Origin of the sequence: Streptomyces sp. NPDC006259 (assembly GCF_042870975.1) — a bacterium.
GTDB lineage: Bacteria > Actinomycetota > Actinomycetes > Streptomycetales > Streptomycetaceae > Streptomyces.
Genome location: NZ_JBIAHY010000009.1, coordinates 329128 through 354039, shown reverse-complemented (window position 1 = coordinate 354039; position 24912 = coordinate 329128). Strand labels below are relative to the sequence as shown.

The 24912-nt window shown below is 72.3% G+C and carries 14 protein-coding genes; 3 read left to right on the top strand and 11 right to left on the bottom strand.

What is annotated here, in order from left to right:
• Positions 1-115: 115 nt before the first annotated feature.
• Positions 116-2233 carry an alpha-1,4-glucan--maltose-1-phosphate maltosyltransferase gene (locus ACFYO5_RS33110; RefSeq protein ID WP_388715945.1) on the bottom strand — a complete coding sequence of 706 codons (2118 nt, stop codon included), beginning with the start codon at positions 2231-2233 and terminating at the stop codon, positions 116-118.
• Between the two features lie 787 nt (positions 2234-3020).
• Here ACFYO5_RS33110 and ACFYO5_RS33105 point away from each other — a divergent pair.
• Both ACFYO5_RS33105 and ACFYO5_RS33100 read left to right on the top strand, forming a co-directional pair.
• Positions 3021-5639 carry a glycosyltransferase family 1 protein gene (locus tag ACFYO5_RS33105; RefSeq protein ID WP_388715942.1) on the top strand — a complete coding sequence of 873 codons (2619 nt, stop codon included), beginning with the start codon at positions 3021-3023 and terminating at the stop codon, positions 5637-5639.
• Between the two features lie 610 nt (positions 5640-6249).
• Positions 6250-7848 carry an alpha-1,2-mannosidase gene (locus ACFYO5_RS33100; protein WP_388715939.1) on the top strand — a complete coding sequence of 533 codons (1599 nt, stop codon included), beginning with the start codon at positions 6250-6252 and terminating at the stop codon, positions 7846-7848.
• Between the two features lie 103 nt (positions 7849-7951).
• Here the strand turns inward: ACFYO5_RS33100 and ACFYO5_RS33095 are convergent, their stop codons facing one another.
• The 10 genes from ACFYO5_RS33095 to ACFYO5_RS33050 form a co-directional block, all read right to left on the bottom strand.
• A complete protein-coding gene (locus ACFYO5_RS33095) occupies positions 7952-9088 on the bottom strand; it encodes a hypothetical protein (protein ID WP_388715936.1) in 1137 nt (378 codons plus the stop codon).
• 110 nt (positions 9089-9198) lie between these two features.
• Entirely contained in the window at positions 9199-9717 is a 519-nt protein-coding gene (locus tag ACFYO5_RS33090) for a DUF1990 domain-containing protein (protein ID WP_356570087.1), read from the bottom strand.
• Positions 9718-9797: 80 nt separating this feature from the next.
• A complete protein-coding gene (locus ACFYO5_RS33085; RefSeq protein WP_388715933.1) occupies positions 9798-11462 on the bottom strand; it encodes a M4 family metallopeptidase in 1665 nt (554 codons plus the stop codon).
• Between the two features lie 310 nt (positions 11463-11772).
• On the bottom strand, positions 11773-13821 hold the full coding sequence (locus ACFYO5_RS33080) for a M4 family metallopeptidase (protein WP_388715930.1): 2049 nt from the start codon (positions 13819-13821) through the stop codon (positions 11773-11775).
• Between the two features lie 331 nt (positions 13822-14152).
• Complete coding sequence (locus ACFYO5_RS33075; protein ID WP_388715927.1) at positions 14153-16012, bottom strand: ABC transporter ATP-binding protein; 1860 nt, start codon at positions 16010-16012, stop codon at positions 14153-14155.
• Positions 16009-17790 carry an ABC transporter ATP-binding protein gene (locus ACFYO5_RS33070; RefSeq protein ID WP_388715924.1) on the bottom strand — a complete coding sequence of 594 codons (1782 nt, stop codon included), beginning with the start codon at positions 17788-17790 and terminating at the stop codon, positions 16009-16011. The genes ACFYO5_RS33075 and ACFYO5_RS33070 overlap by 4 nt, the downstream gene beginning before the upstream one ends.
• A 306-nt stretch (positions 17791-18096) precedes the next feature.
• Positions 18097-18600, bottom strand: coding sequence for an ATP-binding protein (locus ACFYO5_RS33065; protein ID WP_356570092.1), 504 nt, complete (start codon positions 18598-18600; stop codon positions 18097-18099).
• 360 nt (positions 18601-18960) lie between these two features.
• The gene (locus tag ACFYO5_RS33060; RefSeq protein ID WP_356570093.1) at positions 18961-19728 is read right to left on the bottom strand and encodes an enoyl-CoA hydratase-related protein; all 768 of its coding nucleotides are present in this window, start codon (positions 19726-19728) and stop codon (positions 18961-18963) included.
• Positions 19729-19840: 112 nt separating this feature from the next.
• Positions 19841-21082 carry an Ig-like domain-containing protein gene (locus ACFYO5_RS33055; protein WP_388715919.1) on the bottom strand — a complete coding sequence of 414 codons (1242 nt, stop codon included), beginning with the start codon at positions 21080-21082 and terminating at the stop codon, positions 19841-19843.
• Positions 21083-21248: 166 nt separating this feature from the next.
• The gene (locus tag ACFYO5_RS33050; RefSeq protein ID WP_356562183.1) at positions 21249-22493 is read right to left on the bottom strand and encodes an Ig-like domain-containing protein; all 1245 of its coding nucleotides are present in this window, start codon (positions 22491-22493) and stop codon (positions 21249-21251) included.
• A gap of 153 nt (positions 22494-22646) precedes the next feature.
• On the opposite strand from ACFYO5_RS33050, the gene glgX reads away from it, so the two are divergent.
• On the top strand, positions 22647-24881 hold the full coding sequence (glgX, locus tag ACFYO5_RS33045; protein ID WP_388715916.1) for a glycogen debranching protein GlgX: 2235 nt from the start codon (positions 22647-22649) through the stop codon (positions 24879-24881).
• The last annotated feature ends 31 nt before the right edge of the window (positions 24882-24912 follow it).

The following is a 24912-nucleotide window of genomic DNA, read 5'->3' as shown; positions in this document are numbered from 1 at the left end:
CTGTCCTGGAAGGAACGGACGAGGACCTCGTAGAAGACGGCTCGCTTGAACCAGTCGGGATCGCGGTCCTTGGCCGGGGTGTCCTCGAAGGTGTCATGAACGGGCTCGTTGACGATCATCGTGTGGGTGACCCTCCGATCTGCGGGGCCGACGGTCGCAGGACGGTGAATACGTGCGCGGACCGGGTGCCCGGTTCGAGGCGCACGTAATTGGCCCTGCCCCAGTGGTAGGTCTCGCCGGTGAGCAGGTCGCGCACCGGCACGGACTCGTGCCAGTCCAGGCCGAGTTGCGGCATGTCCAACGAGACGGTGGCCTCCTGGGTGTGGTGGGGGTCGAGACTCACGACCACCAGAACCGTGTTCGAACCGCTCCGCTTCGAGTAGGCGATCACCGCGTCCTGATCGGCGTGGTGGAAGTGCAGGTCGCGCAGCTGCCGCAGCGCGGGGTGGGCCCGCCGGATCTCGTTGAGACGGGTGATGAGCGGGGCGATGGTGCGGCCCTCACGGTCGGCTGCCTCCCAGTCGCGCGGCCTGAGCTGATACTTCTCCGAGTCGAGGTACTCCTCGGCGCCTTCCCTGACCGGGGCGTTCTCACACAGTTCGTAGCCGCTGTAAATGCCCCAGGAGGGGGACAGGGTAGCGGCGAGGACCGCGCGGGCCTCGAAGGCGGGCCGGCCGCCGTGCTGGAGATAGGCGTGCAGGATGTCGGGGGTGTTGGGGAAGAAGTTCGGCCGCATGTAGGAGGCCGCCTCGCCCGACAGCTCGGTCAGGTACTCGGTCAGCTCCTCCTTGGTGTTGCGCCAGGTGAAGTACGTGTACGACTGCTGGAAGCCGATCTGCGCGAGGGTGTGCATCATCGCGGGCCGGGTGAACGCCTCCGCCAGGAAGATCACGTCCGGGTCGGTCCGGTTGATCTCCCCGATGACCCGCTCCCAGAACACGACCGGCTTGGTGTGCGGATTGTCCACCCGGAAGATCCGCACCCCGTACGACATCCAGTGCCGCAGCACCCGCAGGGTCTCGGCGACCAGGCCGTTCATGTCGGCGTCGAAGGCGATCGGGTAGATGTCCTGGTACTTCTTCGGCGGGTTCTCCGCGTACGCGATCGTCCCGTCCGGCCGGTGGTGGAACCACTCGGGGTGCTCGTGCACCCAGGGGTGGTCCGGGGAGCACTGGAGCGCGAAGTCCAGCGCGATCTCCAGGCCGTGTTCTCTCGCCCGGTCCACGAACCAGGCGAAGTCGTCGATCGTGCCGAGATCCGGATGCACGGCGTCGTGGCCGCCCGCAGGCGAGCCGATCGCCCAGGGCACGCCCACGTCCTCGGGGCCGGGGTCCAGGGTGTTGTTGCGGCCCTTGCGGAAGGTCGTGCCGATCGGATGGATCGGCGGGAGGTAGACGACGTCGAAGCCCATCGCGGCGATCGCGGGCAGCCGCCGCGCGGCCGTGCGGAACGTGCCGTGCGGCCGCTGCGGCGTCCCCTCCGAACGGGGGAAGAACTCGTACCAGGAGCCGTACAGCGCCCGCTCCCGCTCCACCTGGAGGGGCAGCGTCTCGGACTCGGTGACCAGCTCCCGCACCGGATGGCGGGCCAGCACCGCGTCCACCTCCGGGTCGAGTGCCGCAGCCAGCCGGGAGGCGGCCGGACGCGACGCGTCGCGCAGGGCCTCGACCGCGGCGAGCAGGACGTCCCGCTTCGCCCCGGCACCCTCCTCCGTCCCGGCGATCCCGGCGGCGGCCCGCTCGTACAGCCGGGCGCCCTCCTCCAGGACCAGCTCGGTGTCGATGCCCGCCGGGATCTTGATGCGCGCGTGGTGCCGCCAGGTGCTGACCGGGTCGCCCCAGGCCTCCACGGTGTACGTCCAGTGGCCCGGCGCGTCCGGGGTGACGTCGGCGCCCCAGCGGTCGGTGCCGGGGGTCAGCTCGCGCATCGGGGTCCAGGGCCCGGGACGGCCGTCGGGATCGCGCAGCACGACGTTGGCGGCGACGGCGTCGTGGCCCTCGCGGAACACGGTGGCCGAGACCTGGAACGTCTCTCCGGTGACCGCCTTGGCGGGCCGGCGGCCGCGCTGGACGACCGGCCGGACGTCGAGTACGGGTATCCGCCCCACGGCTGTGCCGTCTCCCGCGGAGGATCGCTCCGGGGCCGGCGGTCCGGCGCCGGCGGGACGCCCGGAGGGTGGAGCCGCGGTGCGCGGGGGTGTCGGGGGTGCTGACGAGTGGTGCGTGGCGGGCATGACCGCTCCTGTCCGCATCAACGAGGGTGGGCGGATGGATGTGGGGAGGTGGGGCCTGCGAGGTACGGGGTCTGTACCGGAGAAACCTTCCCACCCTGTTCGGGTGAGCAATCCGGCTCGTTGTTAACTCCTCGCGCCCATGTATTCACAAAGTCCGTGCGGCAGCGGCCGACGGCGCGGAACCCGCAGGAGCCTGTCCGGCGAACCGGGGCCACGGCCGGACACCTTGCCGTTCGTGGCGCCCGCGACGACCAGTGCCCGCACCCCCACCCCCTCTCCGGGCGTCACGAGACAGCTGCCGTCCATGGAGCCGGGCCGACCGGCGCCGTCCGTCGTCCCCTCCGGTGGTGCGGCGTGCGCGGGCGGGGTGACCGCCGAGAACACCACGGTCGTGGCGCCCGCGACGAGACCCCCCGCCCGACGCGGACGCCGTGTCCGCGTCCGGGCCATGGTTCGCTTTCCCCTCCTCGACTCGACGCACGGCGGCGGTGTCGGGCGCGCCACCCGCAGCCTCTCGTGCGGCGTGAAGTGTCACAAGGTGGCCTGCGGGGGTGGAACCGGCCATAAAGGGGCGCACTGGGGGGCTCCGGGGCGCCGGTCAGGGCATCCGGCGGGCCGGGCGGGGCGACCGGATCGTCCGGCGGGGCCGGAGAGGCCCCGCCGAGGACCGCAGCACGGGGTCCGGCGGAGGCAGCCTCCAGCAAGTCCGGCACCGACGCCGGTACCGTCGTCAGAGACGTTGGCGCACACTGCCGTGCGCCGCTCCCCACGCACGCCGAGGTGGAATGTGAAGGCGATCCGTCGATTCACTGTCCGACCCCTTCTCCCCGAACCCCTCCGGCCGCTCAGTGACCTGGCGCGCAATCTGCGCTGGTCATGGCATGCGGAAACCCGCGACCTCTTCCGGTCCGTCGACCCCGAACACTGGGCGACCGTGGGCGGTGACCCCGTACGGCTGCTCGGCGGCGTACCCGCCGCACGCCTCCAGGAACTGGCCGAGGACCACGCATTCCTGGCCCGGCTGACCGCCGCGGCCGACGATCTCCACGACTACGTGACCGGCGACCGCTGGTATCAACAGCAGTCCGCCGAGCTGCCCGCCGCCATCGCCTACTTCTCTCCGGAGTTCGGCGTCACGGCCGCCCTGCCGCAGTACTCCGGCGGCCTCGGCATCCTCGCCGGCGACCATCTGAAGTCCGCCAGCGACCTGGGCGTCCCCCTCATCGGGGTCGGGCTGCTCTACCGCCACGGCTACTTCCGCCAGACCCTCTCCCGCGACGGCTGGCAGCAGGAGCACTATCCCGTCCTCGACCCCAACGAACTGCCGGTGACCCAGCTGAAGGAGGACGACGGCACCCCCGCCCAGGTCTCCCTCGCCCTCCCCGGCGGAAAACAGCTGCGCGCCCGGATCTGGCTGGCCCAGGTCGGCCGCGTCCCGCTGCTGATGCTCGACTCCGACGTCGAGGAGAACGACCCCGGCGAACGCGGGGTGACCGACCGGCTCTACGGCGGCGGCAGCGAACACCGGCTGCTCCAGGAGATGCTGCTCGGCATAGGAGGTGTCCGGGCGGTACGCACGTACTGCCGGCTGACCGGGCACGCCCCGCCCGAGGTCTTCCACACCAACGAGGGACACGCCGGCTTCCTCGGCGTGGAGCGCATCGCCGAACTCTGCGACGAGGGGCTCGACTTCGACTCGGGCCTGGAGGCGGTCCGGGCCGGCACCGTCTTCACCACCCACACCCCCGTCCCGGCCGGCATCGACCGCTTCGACCGCGAGCTGGTCGCCCGGCACTTCGGACCCGGCGCCGAACTCCCGCGCATGGACGTCGGCCGCATCCTCGACCTCGGCAGGGAGACCTATCCGGGCGGCGAGCGCAACCTCTTCAACATGGCCGTGATGGGGCTGCGCCTCGCCCAGCGCGCCAACGGCGTCTCGCTCCTGCACGGCCAGGTCAGCCGGGAGATGTTCGCCGGCCTGTGGCCCGGCTTCGACGCCGAGGAGGTCCCGATCACCTCCGTCACCAACGGCGTCCACGCCCCCACCTGGGTCGCCCCCGAGGTGCTGCGGCTCGGCGCCCGCCAGATCGGCGCCGAGCGCGCCGAGGAGGCACTCGGCGTCGGCGGCTCGGACCGCTGGGACTCCGTCGCCGACATCGCCGACCAGGAGATCTGGAACCTCCGCCGCGACCTGCGCGAACAGCTCGTCATGGAGGTACGGCAGCGGCTGCGCGCCTCCTGGCGGCAGCGCGGCGCGGGCACGGCCGAGCTGGGCTGGATCGACGGCGTCCTCGACCCCGACGTCCTCACCATCGGGTTCGCGCGCCGCGTCCCGTCGTACAAGCGGCTCACGCTGATGCTGCGGGACCGCGACCGGCTGACGGAGCTGCTCCTGCACCCGGAGCGGCCCGTCCAGATCGTCGTCGCGGGCAAGGCGCACCCCGCCGACGACGGCGGCAAACGACTCGTCCAGGAACTGGTCCGCTTCGCCGACGACCCGCGGGTCCGCCACCGCATCGTCTTCCTCCCCGACTACGGCATGGCGATGGCGCAGAAGCTGTACCCCGGCTGCGACATCTGGCTCAACAACCCGCTGCGCCCGCTGGAGGCCTGCGGCACGTCCGGCATGAAGGCGGCGCTCAACGGTTGCCTCAACCTCTCCGTCCTGGACGGCTGGTGGGACGAGTGGTTCCAGCCCGACTTCGGCTGGGCGATCCCCACGGCGGACGGCTCCGGCACCGACGCGGACCACCGCGACGCCATCGAGGCGGCGGCGCTGTACGACCTGCTGGAGCAGCGCGTCACCCCGCGCTTCTACGAGCGGGGCGCGGGCGGGCTCCCCGACCGCTGGATCGAGATGGTCCGCCAGACCATCACCCTCCTCGGCCCGAAGGTGCTGGCCGGCCGCATGGTCCGCGAGTACGTCGAACGCCTCTACACCCCGGCGGCCCGGGCCCACCGCGCCCTGGACCCCGACTCGGCCCGCGACCTCGCGGCCTGGAAGGCGAAGGTGCGCGCCGCCTGGCACGCCGTCACCGTCGACCACGTCGAGACCTCCGCGGCCGCGCCGACCGCCGAACTCGGCACGACGCTGGCCCTCCGGGTCCGCCTGCGCCTCGGCGACCTCACCCCCGACGACGTCGAGGTCCAGGCCGTCTCCGGCCGCGTCGACGCGGAGGACCGCATCACCGACGGCACAGCCGTCTCCCTGAAACCGGTGGGCGGCCCCGATCTGGAGGGCCGCTGGGTCTACGAGGGCCCCCTCTCCCTCGACCGCACGGGCCCCTACGGCTACACCGTCCGCATCCTGCCGGACCACCCGCTGATCGCCTCGGGCGCGGAGTTGGGCCTGGTGGCGGGACCTTCGGAGGAACTGGTGGAGGGGGCGGGGGTGTTGATGCGGTAGGGGGCGGCAGCGCTGGGTGAGGGCGGGTCCTGCGGCAGGGGTGGGTGCTGCGGGGCCCGTCCTCTATTTCTGGATACATGAGGGAGGTTGGCGCGATGTGGGCACCTCTTGACGTGAAGGGGGCCCCGCACCCGCGGTTCGGCGGAACATTCGCGTGTCGGTGACGCCCGGTGGAGTGCGCCATCGAGCCAATGCGGCGGCACCTCGGGTTGTCGTACACCGTTGTACGTCCAAGTCGTAGGGGTCTGACGGACGCCGTGAACACGGCCATCGAGCGGCCTGCCCGACTGACGCCGTCCTCACCACGGGCAAATACTTCCGCGTCATGCGCCACCTGGCCCGCCAGATACGGCGACGTGGACGCAGCTTACGGTTTCGGTACCGTCCCACCGGCCTCGGGTTTGACGGCGGGCCATCGTGGCCCGCGCGTCGACGAGCTGAGGGTCTCCTCCTCGGTGACAGGAGGGACAACCGGCCCGCCACCGAGGTGACTTGCCCGGTGCGTTGTCAGTGGGCCCCGATACGTTGCGGAGGTGTCGCGGGCCGCAGGGTCAGTCCGTGCACCAGGCGACCGGTACGGCCGGTACGCCCCGGACGACGTAGGGACACCATGGAACCCGTATTCGCCGACTTCTCCGTCGACCCGGCCCAGCTGTCGAACGCCGTGGTGGCCCACCACCGTTGCGGGATCGCCCCCTCGCACCTCGCGCTGGGCGCCGGCGGACACATCAGGCTGGACTTCACCGTCGGGGAGCGGGAGGAGATCGCCGAGGCCGTCGTCGCGGTGACCGTGCTCGGGGCGAGCGCCCCGAGGGACGTTGTGCTCAACGGCAAGGCTCTCGTCGAGCAGGTGGCGACACCGGGGGACGAGGGGCACCGGGAGCACAGCGACCCGCGGGTCACCGTCCTCAGCGTTCCGGGGGCACTCCTGGTCGCGGGCGACAACCTGCTGGAGGTGCGCAACCCGGAGGGCGCGGAAGGGCTGCTGCGGCTGCGGGCCGTGACCGTGGACCCCGCGCACGACCGGGACCGGTCGGAGCGCGCCAGGGCGGGCCGGGCGGCCGGCCGGTCCGTCGCCGCCTTCACGACCGAGGTCCGTGCCCCCGGCGCCACCGCCTGGCAGTCCGCCTCCCGGCTGCTCTTCCACGTCGAAACCGTCGACGGCGGCGGGCGGGCCCTGCCCGCGCACCTGGCCTGGCGCGGGGCGGACGGATCGGAAGCGACGATCGGGCTGCGCGCGGACCTCTCCGCCTTCCTCGGCCACCGCAGGACCGCCGACGGCACGGTCACCGAGTACCGCGGCACCCTCGCCGACCGCCGGGCCTACCCGGAGGGCACGGCCGGAGCCCCACTGCACCGGTTCTCCACCGAGGAGGGGCACGACGGCGCCTGGTCACCCTCCGGCGAGCTGCGGCTGCTGCTCGACGACGGAGGGGCGCCCGTGGAGCGCGTGTCCTGGACCGACCGGCGGGGCACCACCGCCTCCGTCGTCCTCGGCTCCGCCGGCGGACCCGACGTGGCGGTACCCGCCGGCGAGCTGCGGGACATCACCCGTACGGTCGTCGGCGTCGAGGCGAGCGACGAGTTCGACCTGGTGGGCGAGGTCGCGGACAACCTGCTCGGCAAGGACGGCAGCAAGTGGCTGGCGAACGACGAGACCGCCGAGCTGGACTTCACCCTGGAGCGCCCCGCCGTCATCGCCGCCTACCGGCTGACCTCGGCCAACGACGCCCCCGAGCGGGACCCGCGGGACTGGCGGCTCCAGGGATCGCACGACGGCGGCCACTGGACGACCGTGGACTCCCGCACCGGCGAACGCTTCCGGCAGCGCCACGAGACGAACGAGTACTCCGTCGCCTCACCCGCGTCCTACGCCCGCTACCGCCTGAGCATCACCCGCAACAACGGCTCCGACCAGACCCAGCTCTCCAGGGTCCAGTTCCTCGCGGCCGAGGCCCCGGCCGCCGGGCCGACGCAGCGGGCCGCCGACTTCACCGGTTACCGGGCGCCGCGCGGGGGCGAGCCCGTCGGATACCGGGGCACCAGCGTTCCCGGCCCCTGGTCCGACGTCCCCGGCGGGGAGGGCGGGAGGGAAGCGGCGCGAGCCCTGGATCAGCTGCTCGCCGGCGACCTCGGCGACACGGCCCGCGGCCTGGACGACGCCGCCCGGCTCATCGGCAAGCTGGCGGCGTACCTGAGGAACGCCTGAGGCCCTGACGGTCACCGCGGGGACCGTCAGGGAGAGAGCGGGCCGTACTTCGTGCGGCCCGCTCGCCTGCGACCGGCGCTCTCCGGACGTCCGTCGGGAAGCGTCATCCGGCCTCGGTCCCGGCAGGCCGCACGGCGGGCGGCGGGAGGGTACGACCCACCGCCGCCCGCAGCGTCACCGTCGCCGCGACCCCCGCGAGGACGCCCCACAGCAGTGTCGCCGTCACTCCCTCGCCGAGGCCGGACGCCATGTACAGCAGCCGTGAACCCGTCCCCGTGCCGTCCTGTGCCAGGCGCAGCGCCTGTTCGGTCAGCAGTCCCAGGACGATCGCGCAGATCCCGCCCGCCGCCATCGCCGGGACGGACACCCGGGTGAGCAGGGCGGGCAGCCACCGCAGGGCGCACCAGACGACGGCGAGGAGCAGGGCGTCGCCGAGGCGGTACAGGAGCCAGTCGCCGAGCGGGGCGCCGGCCGGGCCGGACCAGGCGCCGAGCAGCAGCCACTGGCGCAGCAGGTCGCCCGGTTCGCCGAAGAGTCCGCTGCCGGTGAAGGCCGTCTGGAGGGTGGCGGCGTTCTCCTGGTAGGAGAGGACGATCAGGGAGACCGCGACCACCGCGGTTCCGGCGGTGGCGGCCAGCACGGCCGGCCGCGCCGGCGGGTTCTCGCGCGGCTGCGGCTCGGTGCCCTTCAGCGCCAGCCGCGCGACGAAGACCGTCCATGCCGCGGTGACCAGCGCCACCGGTACGGCGATCTGCCGCCCGGACGCGGAGGCGGCCGCCAGCTGCGGCAGGAACCGGTAACTGCCGTGGCCGCCGGCCGCGATGAGCCAGGGCGCTGACACCGTCACCGCCAGGGTCGCCGCCACCAGGCCCCAGGCCCACAGGGCGAGCAACGCGGCCCACGTCCGGTGGCCGCGCTCGGCGGGAAGCCGCCGGATCAGCAGGAGCGCCCCGGACGTGTAGAGGACGAACACGGCGGCGAAGCGGATCTGGATCGCCGTGTGGTGCAGCTCGAGGTAGTGGGACGCGCCGGTCCCGTCGACGTACCCGCCCGCGGTGCCGGAGGGCTCGTACGCCCAGGGCAGCAGCCATCTCTGGAGGTCGGCGACGGCCGCGAAGCCCAGAACGTCGTTCGCGCCCTCCAGGCGCAGCGCCTCGGCGCTCGCCCCCGCCCACCACAGCAGCAGCGTCACCATCAGCCCGCCCGCCACCGCCGGTATCGCCGCGCGCCGGTATTCCATGTCCTGCCCCCGTGTTCGCTGCCCCGTGTTCGCCTGTCGTCGCCACGAGTCACCGTGGCCCATGGGACCTTACGTCGCGACGGTCAGCTACGGAGCACAGCCCGCCCCGGCTACTCCTTCAGCCCCGCCGTCGCCAGCCCCCGCAGCACCACGCCGCACCGCCGCGCGTACGCCTGCTGCAACCCCCGTGTGGCCGGGCCGCCCGCCCGCGCGTACCACTTCGCGCCCCGGCTGAAGGCGGACACCGTCAGCCAGACCGTGCCGTCTCCCGTGCGGTCGACCACGAAGGACTCCTCGCCGGACTCCGGGTGGCCGGCAAGGGTGCCGTAGGCCCAGCCGGCCCGTCGGCGCTCCTCCACCGTCCACACCACGCGGCAGGGAGCCTTGATGACGCCCGCCAGGGTGACCGTGACGTCGACGTCGGGGGCCGCGCGGTCGGCGCTCGCGTCGACGCCGACGCCGAGGGCGCGGTGCAGCTCCCAGGTGAGGAGCGCCTCGGCGGCGCGGCGGAAGACCTCCTCGCCCTCGCCGAGGCGCGTGCGCACGTGCAGGGCGTGGAAGCCGGGCGGGCAGAAGCCGGGCTCGCGCGTGGCGCCGACGTCCTCGTACGTGAAGTCCCCAACTGACATGGGACCCAAGAGTAGGGCGGCACCCGGAAGGCCTGCTTCCCGGGTGCCGCCCTCACGTCCGGCGAACGGTCAGGGACCGGTCAGGCGACGTTGACCGCCGTCCAGGCGGCCGCGACCGCCTTGTACTCCGTGCTGGTGGAGCCGTACAGGGCCGACGCGGCGCTCAGGGTCGCCGTGCGGGCGCCCGCGTACGTGGTCGTCGACGTCATGTACGACGTCAGCGCCTTGTACCAGATCTGGACCGCCTTGGCGCGGCCGATGCCGGTGACCGTCGAGCCGTTGTAGGTGGGCGAGTTGTAGGCGACGCCGTTGACCGTCTTGGCGCCGCTGCCCTCGGACAGGAGGTAGAAGAAGTGGTTCGCCGGGCCGGACGAGTAGTGCACGTCCAGGTTCTTCAGCGACGAGGACCAGTAGTTGGCCGAGCCGCCGTCCTTGCTCGGCTGGTCCATGTAGCGCAGCGGGGTGCCGTCGCCGTTGATGTTGATCTTCTCGCCGATGAGGTAGTCACCGGGGTCCGAGGAGTTCGCCGCGTAGAACTCGACCGCCGTGCCGAAGATGTCCGACGTGGCCTCGTTCAGGCCGCCGGACTCGCCCGAGTAGTTCAGGCCCGCCGTGTTGGAGGTGACGCCGTGCGTCATCTCGTGGCCGGCCACGTCCAGCGAGGTCAGCGGGTGCGTGTTGCTGGTGCCGTCGCCGTACGTCATGCAGAAGCAGCTGTCGTCCCAGAACGCGTTGACGTACGCGCTGCCGTAGTGGACCCGGGAGTACGCGGCCACGCCGTTGTTCTTGATGCCGTTGCGGCCGAAGGTGTTCTTGTAGAAGTCCCAGGTGGTCTGGGCGCCGTAGGCCGCGTCGACCGCCGCCGTCTGGTCCGTGGAGGAGCTGGAGGCCGCGCCGGTGCCCCAGGTGTTGTCCGCGTCGGTGAACAGCGTGCCGGCGGCACTGGTCGTGCTGCGGGCCTTGTTGTACGTCTTGTGGCCGCCGCGCGAGGTGTCGTACAGCTGGTACGTCGAGCCCGACAGGGTGCTGCCGATGGTGACCGTGCCGGAGTAGAGGCTCTTGCCGGTGCCGGTCTCGATGCCCTGGTACTCGTACAGCTTGGCGCCGGTGGCCGCGTCGGTGATGACGTGCAGCTCGTTGGGGGTGCCGTCCTCCTGGAGGCCGCCCACCACGGTCTCGTAGGCCAGGACCGGCTTGGCGCCGTTGCCCGCCCAGATCACCTTGCGGGGCGCCTGCGAGGCCTCCGTGTCGTCGGAGCCCGCCGCCTTCGCCAGCGACAGGGCCTGGTTCTCGGCCTTGGCGGCGCCGACGGCCGGGGTGGTCGAGGCGACTCTGATGGCGGCGCGGGTGGCCTTGACGACGGACTCCGTCGCGCCGGCCGGGGTGGACTCGACGACCAGGTCGCCGCCGAGGACCGGCAGGCCCGCGTAGGTGCGCTCGTAGCGGGTGTGGACCGTGCCGTCGGCGTCCTTGACGACGTCGCGGACGACGAGTGCCTCCTGGGCGCCGAGGCCTATCTCCCGCGCGGTCGCGCCGGCGTCGGCCTGCTTGTCCTGGATCAGGGCGGTGCGGACGGCCGGGGCCAGCGTGGTCGGGACGGCGAGGGGCTTGGCGGCCGTCGCGTCCGCGGGGGTCTGGGCGGCGGCGCTGCCGGAGGTGAGTCCGGTGGTGACGAGCGCTCCGGCCGCGACGGCGGTCGCGATGGCCAGGGTGGTGCTCTTGTGACGCGCGTAGAGGGAGGACACACAAGCTCCTTGGATGTGGGGGTGCCCGGGCGGCGTGGGGAGGCCGGCCGTGACGGTCGTGAAGTTGTGCGGCGGGTGACAGGAAGAGTGACATCCAGGTCGCGTACATGTCAGGACCCCAAAGTGATGTTGACCGAAAATCGACCAACCGATGAACATTGCGGCTGTGTAAACGGACGTGACCTCGGTCAAACGCCAACAGCAGGCGGGTCATCGGATGGCAAAAAGAGGACGCCGCCCCGGGGCCGAAGCCCCGGAGCGGCGTCCTGTGGGTGGGGGGTGGGCCGACGTGCGGCCCCCTGGCGCCGACCTACGGGAAGGTCAACTTCCAGCCGTTGATGTAGCCGGTGTCCACCGCCGCGTTGTCCTGGACCCTCAGCGTCCAGACGCCGTTGGCCACCTCGGAGGAGGCGTTCACCGTGTACGTGGTGTTCAGGTTGTCGGTGCTGCCGCCGGTGCCGTACGCCTTCAGCGTGTACGCCGTGCCGTCGGGCGCGACCAACTGCACCTGGAGGTCACCGATGTAGGTGTGGACGATGTCCACCGCCACCGCGAGGTTCGACGGGGCGTTGCCCGTCCGGCCGGAGACGGTGATCGGCGAGGTGACCGCCGCGCCGTTGTCCGGGATCGACACGTCGGTGGTGCTCTCGAAGGAGGTGCCGCCACCGCCGCCGCCACCGGGCCGCGCGCCGACCGCGATGGCCGCCCACGCGTTCTGCACCGCCGTGTACTCGGCGCTCGTCGTGCCGTACAGCTCACCCGTCGCGGCGAGCGTGCCGGTGCGGGCGGACGCGTAGTTGGTGGTCGAGGTGAACTTCGTGGTCAGCGCGCGGAACCAGATCTTCTCCGCCTTGTCCCGGCCGATGCCGGTCACCGGCAGCCCGTCCGAGGTGGGCGAGTTGTACGTGACACCGTTGATGGTCTTGGTGCCGCTGCCCTCGCTCAGCAGGTAGAAGAAGTGGTTCGCCGGGCCCGAGGAGTAGTGCACGTCGACCGAGCCGATGCCGGAGTACCAGCTGTCCTTGGACGAGCCGTCCTTGCTCGGCTTGTCCATGTAGCGCAGCGGCGTGCCGTCGCCGTTGATGTTGATCTCCTCGCCGATGAGGTAGTCACCGACGTCGGAGGAGTTGTTGGCGTAGAACTCGACGGTCGAGCCGAAGATGTCCGACGTCGCCTCGTTCAGCCCGCCCGACTCGCCGCTGTAGTTGAGACCGGCCGTGTTGGAGGTGAGCCCGTGGGTCATCTCGTGGGCGGCCACGTCGATCGACGTCAGCGGGTTGGCGTTGCCGGAGCCGTCGCCGTACGTCATGCAGAAGCAGCTGTCCGACCAGAACGCGTTCACGTAGTTGTTGCCGTAGTGGACGCGGGAGTACGCGCCGACCCCGTCGCCGCGGATGCCGGAACGCCCGTGCACGTTCTTGTAGTAGTCCCAGGTCAGCTGGGCGCCGTAGGCGGCGTCGGCGCCGGCCGACTCCAGGTTCGACGCGCTGCCGTTGCCCCAGACGTCGTCGGGGCCCGAGAACAGCGTGCCGGTGCCGGAGGTGCCGCGGTTGAGGTTGTACGTCTTGTGGCCGCCGCGGGCGCCGTCGGTGAGGTTGTACGTCGACCCGGACTGCGTGCTGCCGATGGTGACCTGACCGCTGTACACCGTGTTGCCGGTGCCGGTCTCGACGGCCTCCCACTCGTACAGTTTCGCGCCCGTCGTGGCGTCCGTGACGACGTGCAGCTCCTGCGGGGTGCCGTCGTGCTGGAACCCGCCGACGACCGTCTCGTAGGCCACCGTCGGCGTGCCGTTCGCGGCCCAGATCACCTTGCGCGGCGCGCGGTTGACGTCGGGGCTCTTGGCCTCCTCCGCCTTCGCCGCCGACAGGGCCTGCGCCTCGGCCTTGGCCGCGGGCACCTTGGCCGTGGTGGTGGCCGGCTGGATGGCGGCGCGGGTGGCCTTGACGACGGACTCCGTCGCGCCGGCCGGGGTGGACTCGACGACCAGGTCGCCGCCGAGGACCGGCAGGCCCGCGTAGGTGCGCTCGTAGCGGGTGTGGACCGTGCCGTCGGCGTCCTTGACGACGTCCCGGACGACGAGTGCCTCCTTGGCGCCGAGGCCCAGTTCCCTGGCCTGCTGCGCCTTGCCGGCGTTCGCGTCGCGGATCAGCTCGGCGCGCTGGGCGGGGGTGAGGCGGACGGACTCGGAGCCCGGTATCGCCTGGCCGGCCGCGCGCGGTGACTGCTGGGGGGCGGCCGTCGCGGCGCCGGACTGCACGGCGGCGGCGATGAGCGCGGAGACGCCGACGAGGGCGAAGGCCGCGGCCCTGCGGGAGGGGGTGTGGGAGGTGCGTCTGCGAGAGGGACTGCTGCTCAACACTGACTCCTTCTGCGCGGCCGCGGGTCACGCGGCCGGGGGAGACCGCACGGCGGGTGGGCCGCGCGGGCACAACTAGGGCCGTACGCAGAACGGGTGACGCTGTGGGGTTGCTGTGCAGTAGCAGTGGGAAGAGTGGCAGCCGACAGCGCTATCTGTCAGGAGCGCGTCAGGAAGTTGGCCAAAAACGGTTCGTTGTCCGGGAGTTCATGTTCGATATACGGATCTGATCACTGAAGGTGGCTTTTGGGGCCCGGTCGCTCCGCCCCGGCGGTCCGCGTGCCGGGGTCGGCGTGGACGTCGACCGGCTGCCGCCGCGTCCACCGGACCCTCACGCGAGACTGTCCCGCCAGGCGCGGTGCAGGTCCGCGAACCGGCCCGTGCCCGCGACGAGTTCGGCCGGGGTGCCGTCCTCGACGATCCTTCCGTGCTCCATGACGAGGACCCGGTCGGCGATCTCCACGGTCGACAGCCGGTGCGCGATCACCACCGCCGTACGGCCCCGCAGCACCGTCGTCATCGCCGCCTGCACGGCCCGTTCGCCGGGTACGTCGAGCGAACTGGTGGCCTCGTCGAGGATCAGCACCGCCGGATCCGCGAGCAACGCCCGGGCGAACGCCACGAGCTGGCGCTGTCCGGCGGAGATCCGGCCGCCGCGCCTGCGGACGTCCGTGTCGTAGCCGTCGGGCAGCGCGCTGACGAACTCGTGCGCGCCGATGGCCTTCGCCGCCCGCTCGATGTCCTCCCGGCTCGCGTCCGGCCGCCCGATCGCGATGTTCTCCGCGACCGTCCCCGAGAACAGGAACGCCTCCTGCGTCACCATGACCACCCCGCGCCGCAGTTCGGCCGTCGTCAGGTCGCGCAGGTCGACGCCGTCGAGGAGGACCCGGCCCGCCGTCGGGTCGTAGAAGCGGGCGAGGAGCTTGGCCAGGGTGGACTTCCCGGCGCCGGTCGAGCCGACCACGGCGACGGTCTGTCCGGCGGGCAGGGTGAGGTCGAAGCGGGGCAGCACCTCGCCGCCGGTGCGGTAGCCGAAGCCGACGCCGTCGAAGACGACCTCGCGGCCCGGCATGTCCGACCGGCGGGCCGGAAGCTCCCGGGGCGCGGTCGGCTCGGGCACGGACGGCTCCTGGGCCAGCAGCCCCGCGATCTTCTCCAGGGAGGCCGCCGCCGACTGGTAGGAGTTGAGGAACATGCCCAGCCGGTCGATCGGGTCGTACAGCCGCCGCAGGTACAGCACCGCCGCGGCCAGCACACCCAGCGCCAGCGAACCGTCCGCCACCCGCTGGGCGCCCCACAGCACGATCAGCGCGACGGCGGTGTTGGCGACCAGCCGGGAACCGACGACGTACCGGGCCATCTCCAGGAGCGCGTCGCCGTTGGTCCGCTCGTGCCGCTCGTTGAGGACCCGGAAGTCGGCCTCGTTGACGGCCTCGCGGCGGAACGCGCGCACCGGCCGGATGCCGTTCACCGTCTCCACGAACTTCACGATCACGGCCGCGATGGCGGTGGACCGCGCCCGGAACACCCGGCCCGCACGCCGCTGGTAGACCCGGACGAGGAGGTACAGCGGCCCGAACGACGCCACCGCCACCGCGCCGAGACCCAGGTCCAGCCAGAGCAGCGTCGCCGAGATGTACAGGAAGGACAGGACGACCGTCACCAGCTCCTGGAGGCCCTCGCTGAGCAGTTCGCGCAGCGACTCCACATCGGTGGTGGAGCGGGAGATGAGCCGGCCCGAGGTGTAGCGCTCGTGGAAGTCGATGCTCAGCGCCTGCGCGTGCCGGAAGATCCGCCCGCGCAGGTCCAGCAGCACGTCCTGGTTGACGCGGGCGGAGGCGATCAGGAACGCGTACTGGAGCCCGCCGCCGACCAGCGCGCACCCCAGGTAGCCGACGCCCACCGCGACCAGCGGCCCCAGGTCGTCGTTCCGGAACGCCGGTACGCCACGGTCGATGGCGTACGCCACCAGCAGCGGGCCCGCCTGCACGGCCGCCTGCTGGAGCAGCAGCAGGAACGTGGTGAGGGCCACGCGCGCCTTCATCGGCGCGAGCAGCGAGCGCAGCAGCGTGCCGGTGGCGCCCGGCGCGGTGGGCAGGACGTCCCGGTCGAAGGCGTCGGCCTGCTCCCGCGCGGCCGTCGCGTCCTGGTCGTCGTCGGCGGTGGGGGAGGCGGTCGTGGGCGCGGTCATCGGCGGTCGGCCTCCTGGTCCCCGGACATGAGATGGGCGTACTCGGCGTTGGTGCGGAGCAGTTCGTGGTGGGTGCCCACGGCGGTGACGCGGCCGCCGGACAGCAGGGCGACCCGGTCGGCGAGCAGCACGGTGGACGGCCGGTGGGCGACGATCAGCGCGGTCGTGTCGGCGAGGACGCGGCGCAGCGCGGCTTCCACGGCGGCCTCCGTGTGGACGTCCAGCGCGGACAGCGGGTCGTCGAGCACGAGGAACCGGGGCCGGCCCACGACCGCCCGTGCCAGCGCGAGGCGCTGGCGCTGCCCACCGGACAGGCTCAGCCCCTGCTCTCCGACCTGGGTACGGGTGCCCTGCGGCAGCGCGTGCACGAACTCGGCCTGCGCGACGGCCAGCGCCCGCTCCAGATCGCCGTCGTCCGCGTGGCCGCCGGCGCCCATCAGCACGTTCTCCCCGACGCTCGCGGAGAACAGCGTCGGCTCCTCGAACGCGACGGCGACCCTCGCCCGCAGCTCCTCGCGGGGCATCGCGGTGATGTCCTCGCCGTCGAGCGTGATCCGGCCGGAGGTCACCTCGTGCAGCCGGGGCACGAGCGCGGTGAGCGTCGTCTTCCCGCTCCCGGTCGCGCCGACGAGCGCCATGGACTCCCCGGGCCGGATGTGCAGGTCGACCCGGTCCAGCACGGGAGGGGAGCCGGGCTCGGCGTCGGGATAACGGAAGGTGACACCGTGGAAGCGCAGGCCGTCGCCGCCCGGCGCGGCCGCACGCTCCTCGGTGTCGGTGGACGATTCCGGCTCCGCGTCCATCACCTCGAAGTACCGCTCCGTCGCCGTCGCCGCCTCCTGGCTCATCGCCAGCAGGAAGCCGATGGAGTCCACCGGCCAGCGCAGGGCGAGTGCCGTGGAGAGGAAGGCGACCAGGGTGCCCGCGGACAGCTCGCCGTCCGCCACCCGCACCGTCCCCAGCACCAGCGCGGCGCCGATGGCCAGTTCGGGCAGCGTCACGATGACGGCCCAGATCGTCGCGAGCAGCCGCGCCTTGTGCAGTTCCGTCCCGCGCAGCGTCGAGGACAGCTCGCGGAACGCCCGCGCCTGGCTGCGGTGCCGGCCGAAGCCCTTGATGATCCGGACGCCGAGGACGCTCTCCTCCACGACCGTCGTCAGGTCGCCGACCTGGTCCTGGGCGCTTCGCGCCACGCGCGCGTAACGGTTCTCGAAGATCACGCACATGACGACCACGGGGATCGCGGGCCCGAGGATGACCAGCCCGAGGATCCCGTCCTGTAGCAGCATGATGGTCACACCGACGAGGATCGTCACCCCGTTGACCAGCAGGAACGTCAGCGGGAAGGCGAGGAACATGCGCACCAGCATCAGGTCCGTGGTGCCCCGGGACAGCAGCTGCCCCGACGCCCACCGGTCGTGGAAGGCCACCGGCAGCCGTTGCAGATGCCGGTACAGGTCGGCGCGCATCTCCGCCTCGACATGGGACAGCGGGCGCGCCACCAGCCAGCGCCGCAGCCCGAACAGGACCGCCTCCGCGGCCCCGAGCAGCAGCAGGCACAGCGCGCCCAGCCAGACACCCGCCGAGTCCCGGTCCGCGACCGGACCGTCCACCATCCACTTCAGTACGAGCGGGATGACCAGCCCCGTGCAGGAGGCGACGACCGCGATGGCCGCGGCGGTGAACAACCGCACCCGGACGGGACGCACATACGGCCACAGGCGCAGCAGCGTGCGTACGGCGGAACGGTCCTCGGTGGGTGCGTGTGTCGTGGGCATCAGGGCGAGCCTACGGATCGGCACCGACGACGCCCACCGAGTTTCGGCCCGACCGGGCTCGGTCCTCGGACCTACGACCTGCGCGTTCGGATCCCCGAACCGGTCGGGCCGGGGCCCGGTCGTGGGCCGCCGTCATCCGATCGGCCGACGCCTCCTCACGCGTCACGGCCGATGCGCCGGGCGCCGCGCCGCCCGGACGCGCGGGGCGTGGCACGCCCGCCCGTCGTCGAGGCCGACGACCCGGGGGTGCCGCGGACACCGACGTGCGAGCCGGGGACCCGGGGCCGGCCGGGGGACCGGCGCCGTTCAGCGGTCGGCCACCCGCATCTCGAACCAGGTCGTCTTGCCGCGGGGCAGCAGGTCGACGCCCCAGCGGTCGGAGAGCTTGTCGACGAGGAACAGCCCCCGGCCGCTGACATCCATCTCCTGGACCGGCATCAGGCAGGGCAGCCCGCGTGAGGGGTCCCGGACCTCGACGCGGATCCAGCCGCGGCGCCTGCGCATGCGCAGTCCGAAGACGCGGGCACCGGTGTGGCGTACGGCGTTGCCGACGAGTTCCGAGACGAGCAGGACGGCGTCCTCGGTCATCTTGGGGGTGAGCTGCCAGCGGCGGAGGACGATGACCTGGGTGAGGCGCCGGGCCGTGGCGGCGGATTCGGGGAGGGACGGCAGCTGGACCTCCGCGTCCGTGGGATCGCCGAACAACTCCAGTGCCTTGAGCGCCTGTTCGTCCTCGACCGCAGGCGACCAGCGTGCCGCGGCCACGCGCCCGTGCCCCCGCGGCTGTTCGATACCCTCCAGCCCCGCCATGCCCCCATCATGGCGGCCCGGGGCCTCCCTCGGGGCCGTTCCGGGGGAATGCGCCCCCCGGAAGCTCTCATTCCACCCCGGTCGACCGGTGTGCGCCGGAGACGGCCAGGGACCTGGTGCACCCCAGCTGACCTGCGCTGACGCCGGCCCGGAGACAAGGGGCGGGTTCCCTCGACGCGGCGGTCCCGAGGCCGCCTCGTGGCCTGCGGGAACCGCCCCATCGAGGGACCCGGACGCGACCGGGACGAGCCACGGACCCGGGCCGCGATGAGACGTCCCGTCAAGGGCAAGGTCTCCGGCGGGAACTGCACGAGACGAGTCTCACACCGGCCCCGCCCGGAAGGGCCGGGGCATACGGCCTCACCGGAACTTCGCCTTGCCCGGCCCCTCCTCGACGAAGCTGCGCATGCCGATCTCCCGGTCGGGGGTCGCGAACAGGCCCGCGAACCAGTTCCGCTCCACCGCCAGGCCGGTCTCCAGGTCCGTCTCCAGCCCCGTGTCGATCGACTCCTTGGCCGCCCGCAGCGCGATCGCCGGACCCTGCGCCAGCTTCGCCGCCCACGCGTGCGCCTCGGCGTACACCTCGCCGGCCGGGACCACCCGGTCCACCAGGCCCAGCGTCAGCGCCTCGTCCGCCCTCACCGTCCGGCCGGTGAAGATCAGGTCCTTCGCCTTCGACGGGCCGATCAGCCGGGACAGCCGCTGGGTGCCGCCCGCGCCCGGGATCAGACCGAGCAGGATCTCCGGCTGGCCCAGTTTCGCGTTGTCCGCGGCGATCCGGAAGTCCGCGCAGAGCGCCAGCTCGCAGCCGCCGCCCAGCGCGTATCCGGTCACGGCGGCCACCACCGGCTTGGGGATGCGGGCCACCGCCGTGAAGGCGTCCTGCAGGTCCCGGGCGCGCAGGACCATCGCCGTGTGGTCCATGGGCCGCATCTCCTTGATGTCCGCGCCCGCCGCGAACACCTTCTCGCCGCCGTACACGACGACGGCCCGTACGTCGTCACGACGGCCCGCCTCCTCGGCGAGTTCCTTGAGCCGGTCCTGCGTGGCGACGTTCAGCGCGTTCATGGGCGGGCGGTCCAGGCGCAGCGTGCCGACGCCCTCGGCGACTTCGAGATTCACGGTCATGCCAGCAGGTTAACGGGGACTAACGCGGGTGGTGCGGGTGTGGTCGGTCACGTGCGGCCGGGGGCCTGGGGGTTGCTTCCCCCAGGCCCCCGGCCGATGTCGCACCCAAGACCTACTTCGTCCACTCCGCCCACGGGATGTTCCAGCCGTTGAGGCCGTTGGACGGGCTGACCGTCGGGTCGGTGGAGTTCTTCACGACCACCACGTCACCGGTCATCGAGTGGTTGAAGAACCAGGCGGCCGGCACGCCGCTGTCGTAGCCGCCGCGCACGTCCCGCAGGCCGATGCAGCCGTGGCTGGCGTTGTAGTTGCCGAAGGCGTCGCCGCCCCAGTAGTTGCCGTGCACGAAGGTGCCGGAGTCGGTGAGCCGCATGGCGTGCGGGACGTCCTTGATGTCGTACTCGCCGTCGTAGCCGACCGTGTCGCCGTTCATGCGGGTCACCGTGAACTTCTCACTGATGACCATCTGGCCGTTCCAGGTGGCGTAGCCGGGCTTGCCGGTCGTGACCGGGATGGTCTTGACGACCTTCCCCTCCTGCGTGACCTGCATGGTGTGCTTCTTGGCGTCCACGATGGTCACCTGGTCGCGCCCGACGGTGAAGGACACCGTCTTGGACTGCTTGCCGTAGACGCCCTTGCGGCCCTCGACGCCGTCGAGGTTCAGCTCGACCGTCACCTTGGTGCCGGCCTTCCAGTACTTCTCGGGCCGGAAGTCGAGACGGTCGTTGCCGAACCAGTGGCCCCGCACGTCGACGGCCGGAACCGTCTTGATCCTGATGGCCTTCTCGACGTCGTCCGGCGCGGTGATGCCGCGCGTGAAGCGGACCGAGAACGGCATGCCGACACCGACGGTGGAACCGTCCTCCGGCGTGAAGGTCCCGACGAAGGTGTTCTCCGGCGTCAGCGTGGTGAAGGACGCGTCCTCGGCGGCCGTACGGCCCTCGGAGTCCTTCGCGACCGCGTGCACCTGGTACTTGGTGGCGGCGGAAAGATGCGTGCTGGGCGTCCAGCCGGCGCCGTCCGCGGAGATCGCGCCGTCGACCCGGGCGCCGTCGGCGTCCTTGACGACGACCTCGGTCAGCTTGCCCTTGGCGGCCGTCACCTTCAGGGCGCCGCTGGTGTCGACGGACTTCGCGCCGTCCTTCGGGGCGATCGAGACGACCGCCTCCGACTGCCCGCTCGCCGCGGTCGCGGCGCCCGCCCCCTTGTCGTCCTTGGTCTGCTCCGAGCCGGAACCCCCACCGCCGCAGGCCGTGAGGGCCAGCAGCAGTCCTCCGGCGATCAGCGCCAACCGCTTGTCGCGGCCGTGTGGGCGCCCGCCAACCGATGCCCCCGATATCGGTCGCACGTTCACGTTCGTTCTCCCCTCCCCCGGGCCGTTCAGGCCCGCACGCAGGCACGTCCCCTGCGCTGCGCGCATATTAACCACATGGTCAGCGGCCCTGGTGACCCCGAAGTGTCACCGTTCAGTCCCAACATGGACCATGGGAGAGAAGGGGGAGGGAAGAGACGCACGGAGGTCAGTTCACCGCGCTGCCGGCGCTCCATTCCCCCCAGTTCATGTTCCAGCCGCCGAGCCCGTTGTCGGGGGCGACCGTCCTGTCCTCGCTGCGGACCACCTCGACGACGTCCCCGACGAGGCTGCGGTCGAAGAACCAGCCCGCGGGCGTGTCCGCGCCACCACCCTTCACGTCCCGCAGGCCCACGCAGCCGTGGCTGAGGTTGACCCGCCCGAAGTCCCGCGGCGACGCCCAGTAGTTGCCGTGCAGGAAGGTGCCGGACTCGGTGAGCCGCATGGCGTGCGGCACGTCCGGGATGTCGTACTCGCTCTTGCCGTTCTTCTTCCTGAAGCCGACCGTGGCGCCGTTCATCCGGGTCAGTTCGAGCATCTCCGTGACGACCATCTTGCCGTTGTACGTCGTCGTCCTCGGGGCCCCGGCGGTGATCGGCACGGTGGCGAGCAGCCGGCCCTCGCGCCGCACCCGCATGGTGTGCTCGGCGGCGTCGACGAGGGAGACCTGGTGGCGGCCGACGCTGAAGGAGAACGTCCGGTACTGGAGTCCGTAGACGCCGGGCGCGCCCTCGACGTCGCGCAGGCGCAGGGAGACGGTGACGCGGGTGCCGGGTTTCCAGTAGTGCTCGGGGCGGAAGTCGAGCCGGGACGTGCCGAACCAGTGCGGGCGGACCTCGACGGCCGGCTCCGCGGTCACGTGCACGGCGCGCTCGACGGCGGCACGGTTGTCGATCTCCCGGTTGAACTCCAGGGACACGATCATCCCGGTGCCGACCGTGGCCCGGTTCTCCGGCGTCACGTACCCGATGAACCGCTCCTCGGGGACGTACGTCGTGAACGTGGTGTGCCGGGCCGAGCGGTGCCCGTCGCCGTCCACCGCCACCGCGTCGACGGTGTAGCGGGCGGCGAGCGCGAGCCGGTCGTCCTCGGGACTCCAGCCGCGGCCGTCCGCGGAGATCCGGCCCGCCACCTCGGCCTCCTGCGCGTCCTGCTCCTTGCGGACCTTCACCGACTCCAGCCGCCCGTCCGGCACCCGGACCCGCAGTGCCTGGCCGGGGCGCACCTCCCTGGCGCCGTCCTGCGGGGTGACCCGGATGGCGTCCTCGGGGGCCGGGGGTTTGCCCAGCACGCGGTCGAGGCCGCTCCTGCCGTCCCCGCTGCATCCGGCGGCTCCCGCCAGCAGTCCTGCCCATGTCAGTACGGCGGCCAGTGCGACCCCCGCGCGCCGTGCGCGCCCAGTTACGTGCCTCACGCGGTACCCAACGACGTGGCCCGCTTCCGGGAAACGTGAGTGCGAGGCACACGCTGGGCAGAACAGGGGGGAGGACGACGCCAAGGGGAGCGGCGGTCGGGACGCCGCACGCCCCGGGCCCGCGTCGTGCCATGAGCCGCGGGAGGCTGAACGGTGTCCAGCGCAGCCGAGCAGGAGGCGGTGGCGGAGGCGCGCCCCGCCGTGTCCGCCGTCGTGAACGGGGCACCGCGCAGGACGCCCGGCGTGCCCGTGTGGCCGGGCGCGTCCACGCCGCTCGGTGCCCGCTTCCGGGTCGGGCCCGACGGCGTGGCCGGCACCAACTTCGCCCTGTGGGCGGGCGGCGCGGAGGCCGTCGAGCTGTGCCTCTTCGACGAACAGGGCCGCGAGACCCGAGCCCGGCTGACCGAACTCACGCACGAGATCTGGCACGGCTTCGTGCCCGGCGTGATGCCCGGCCAGCGCTACGGCTACCGGGTGCACGGCCGCTGGGACCCGTGGACCGGCGCCCGCTGGAACCCGGCGAAGCTGCTCCTCGACCCGTACGCCCGCGCCGTGGACGGAGAGTTCGGCCTGCCGCCCGAGGTGTACGGGCACGTCCGTGACTGGCCGCAGCAGCAGGTCGCCGACACCGTCCGCGACGAGCGGGACTCCGCGCCGCACGTCCCCAAGGGCGTCGTCGTCCACGACGACGACGACTGGGCCGACGACCGCCGCCCCAAGACGCCCTGGGCCGACTCGGTCATCTACGAACTGCACGTGCGCGGCTTCACCATGCGCCACCCCGGCATCCCCGAGGAGCTGCGCGGCACCTACGCCGGCCTGGCGCACCCGGCGGCGATCGAACACCTGGTGAACCTGGGCGTGACCGCCGTCGAGCTGCTCCCGGTCCACCAGTTCGCCCACGAGGACCACCTGCTGCGCAGGGGCCTGCGCAACTACTGGGGCTACAACTCCGTCGGCTACTTCGCCCCGCACGCCGGATACGCCTCCGCCGGGACGACCGGCGGGCAGGTCGGCGAGTTCAAACGGATGGTGCGCGCGCTGCACGCGGCCGGCATCGAGGTCATCCTCGACGTCGTCTACAACCACACCGCGGAGGCGGGCGAGCTGGGCCCGACGCTCTCCCTGAAGGGCATCGACAACCGCGGCTACTACCGGTTGCAGTCGGACGCCCGCCGGTACGCCGACTACACCGGCTGCGGCAACACCCTGCACGTGGTCCAGCCGCACGTACTGCGCCTGATCACGGACTCGCTGCGCTACTGGGTGACGGAGATGGGCGTCGACGGATTCCGCTTCGACCTGGCCGCCGCCCTGGCCCGGTCCATGCACGACGTGGACATGCTGTCGCCGTTCCTCGCGGTGATCGCCCAGGACCCGGTGCTGCGGAGGGTCAAGCTGATCGCGGAACCCTGGGACGTGGGCTCGGGCGGCTACCAGGTGGGCGCCTTCCCCCCGCTGTGGACCGAGTGGAACGACCGCTACCGCAACGCCGTACGCGACTTCTGGCGGCACGCCCTGCCGGACGTCCGCGAGATGGGCTACCGCCTGTCGGGCTCCAGCGACCTGTACGCCTGGGGCGGCCGACGCCCCTACGCCTCCGTCAACTTCGTCACGGCCCACGACGGATTCACCCTCCGCGACCTCGTCTCCTACGAACGCAAGCACAACGAGGCCAACGGCGAGGGCAACCGGGACGGCACGGACGACAACCGGTCCTGGAACTGCGGGGTCGAGGGCGAGACGGACGACGAGCGGGTCAGGGCGCTGCGGCGGCGGCAACTGCGCAACCTGATGACCACGCTGCTGCTGTCGACGGGCGTGCCGATGCTGGTCGCGGGCGACGAACTGGGCCGCACCCAGCGCGGCAGCAACAACGCGTACTGCCAGGACAACGAGATCAGCTGGCTGGACTGGACCCTGCTGGAGGACCCCGGCTGGAAGGCCCTGTACGACCTGACCGCCCGCCTGATCGCCCTGCGCCACCGCCACCCCGTGCTGCGCCGCCGGGCGTTCTTCTCCGGGCGGGCCCACTCCGTGGACGGCCTGCGGGACCTGGCCTGGTTCACGTCGCGCGGCACCGAGATGACGGAACGGGACTGGTACGCGCCCGCGGCCACGCTCGGCATGTATCTCTCCGGACGGGACATCCCCGGCCGGGACGAGCGGGGCGCCCCCATCACGGACGACAGCTTCCTCGCCCTCCTGCACGCGGGGGACCGCCCGGCCGACTTCCTCCTGCCGGGCCCGCCGTGGGCCGACCGCTACGAGGTGGTCGTGGACACCTCCCGCGAGGACCAGGGGACCGCTCCGGCGGTCACGCACCGGGCGGGCACGGGGGTGACGGTCCCCGCCCGGTCGGTGCTCCTGCTCCGGGTCGCGTCCTGACCGCTCTCCCGTACACGTCGGGCCCGGCACC

Excerpts from the sequence above, each read along its gene's own strand:
- ACFYO5_RS33110 (WP_388715945.1), bottom strand. The coding sequence starts at position 2,233 with ATGCCCGCCACGCACCACTCGTCAGCACCCCCGACACCCCCGCGCACC.
- ACFYO5_RS33100 (WP_388715939.1), top strand. The coding sequence starts at position 6,250 with ATGGAACCCGTATTCGCCGACTTCTCCGTCGACCCGGCCCAGCTGTCG.
- ACFYO5_RS33095 (WP_388715936.1), bottom strand. The coding sequence starts at position 9,088 with ATGGAATACCGGCGCGCGGCGATACCGGCGGTGGCGGGCGGGCTGATG.
- ACFYO5_RS33090 (WP_356570087.1), bottom strand. The coding sequence starts at position 9,717 with ATGTCAGTTGGGGACTTCACGTACGAGGACGTCGGCGCCACGCGCGAG.
- ACFYO5_RS33075 (WP_388715927.1), bottom strand. The coding sequence starts at position 16,012 with ATGACCGCGCCCACGACCGCCTCCCCCACCGCCGACGACGACCAGGAC.
- ACFYO5_RS33070 (WP_388715924.1), bottom strand. The coding sequence starts at position 17,790 with ATGCCCACGACACACGCACCCACCGAGGACCGTTCCGCCGTACGCACG.
- ACFYO5_RS33065 (WP_356570092.1), bottom strand. The coding sequence starts at position 18,600 with ATGGCGGGGCTGGAGGGTATCGAACAGCCGCGGGGGCACGGGCGCGTG.
- ACFYO5_RS33060 (WP_356570093.1), bottom strand. The coding sequence starts at position 19,728 with ATGACCGTGAATCTCGAAGTCGCCGAGGGCGTCGGCACGCTGCGCCTG.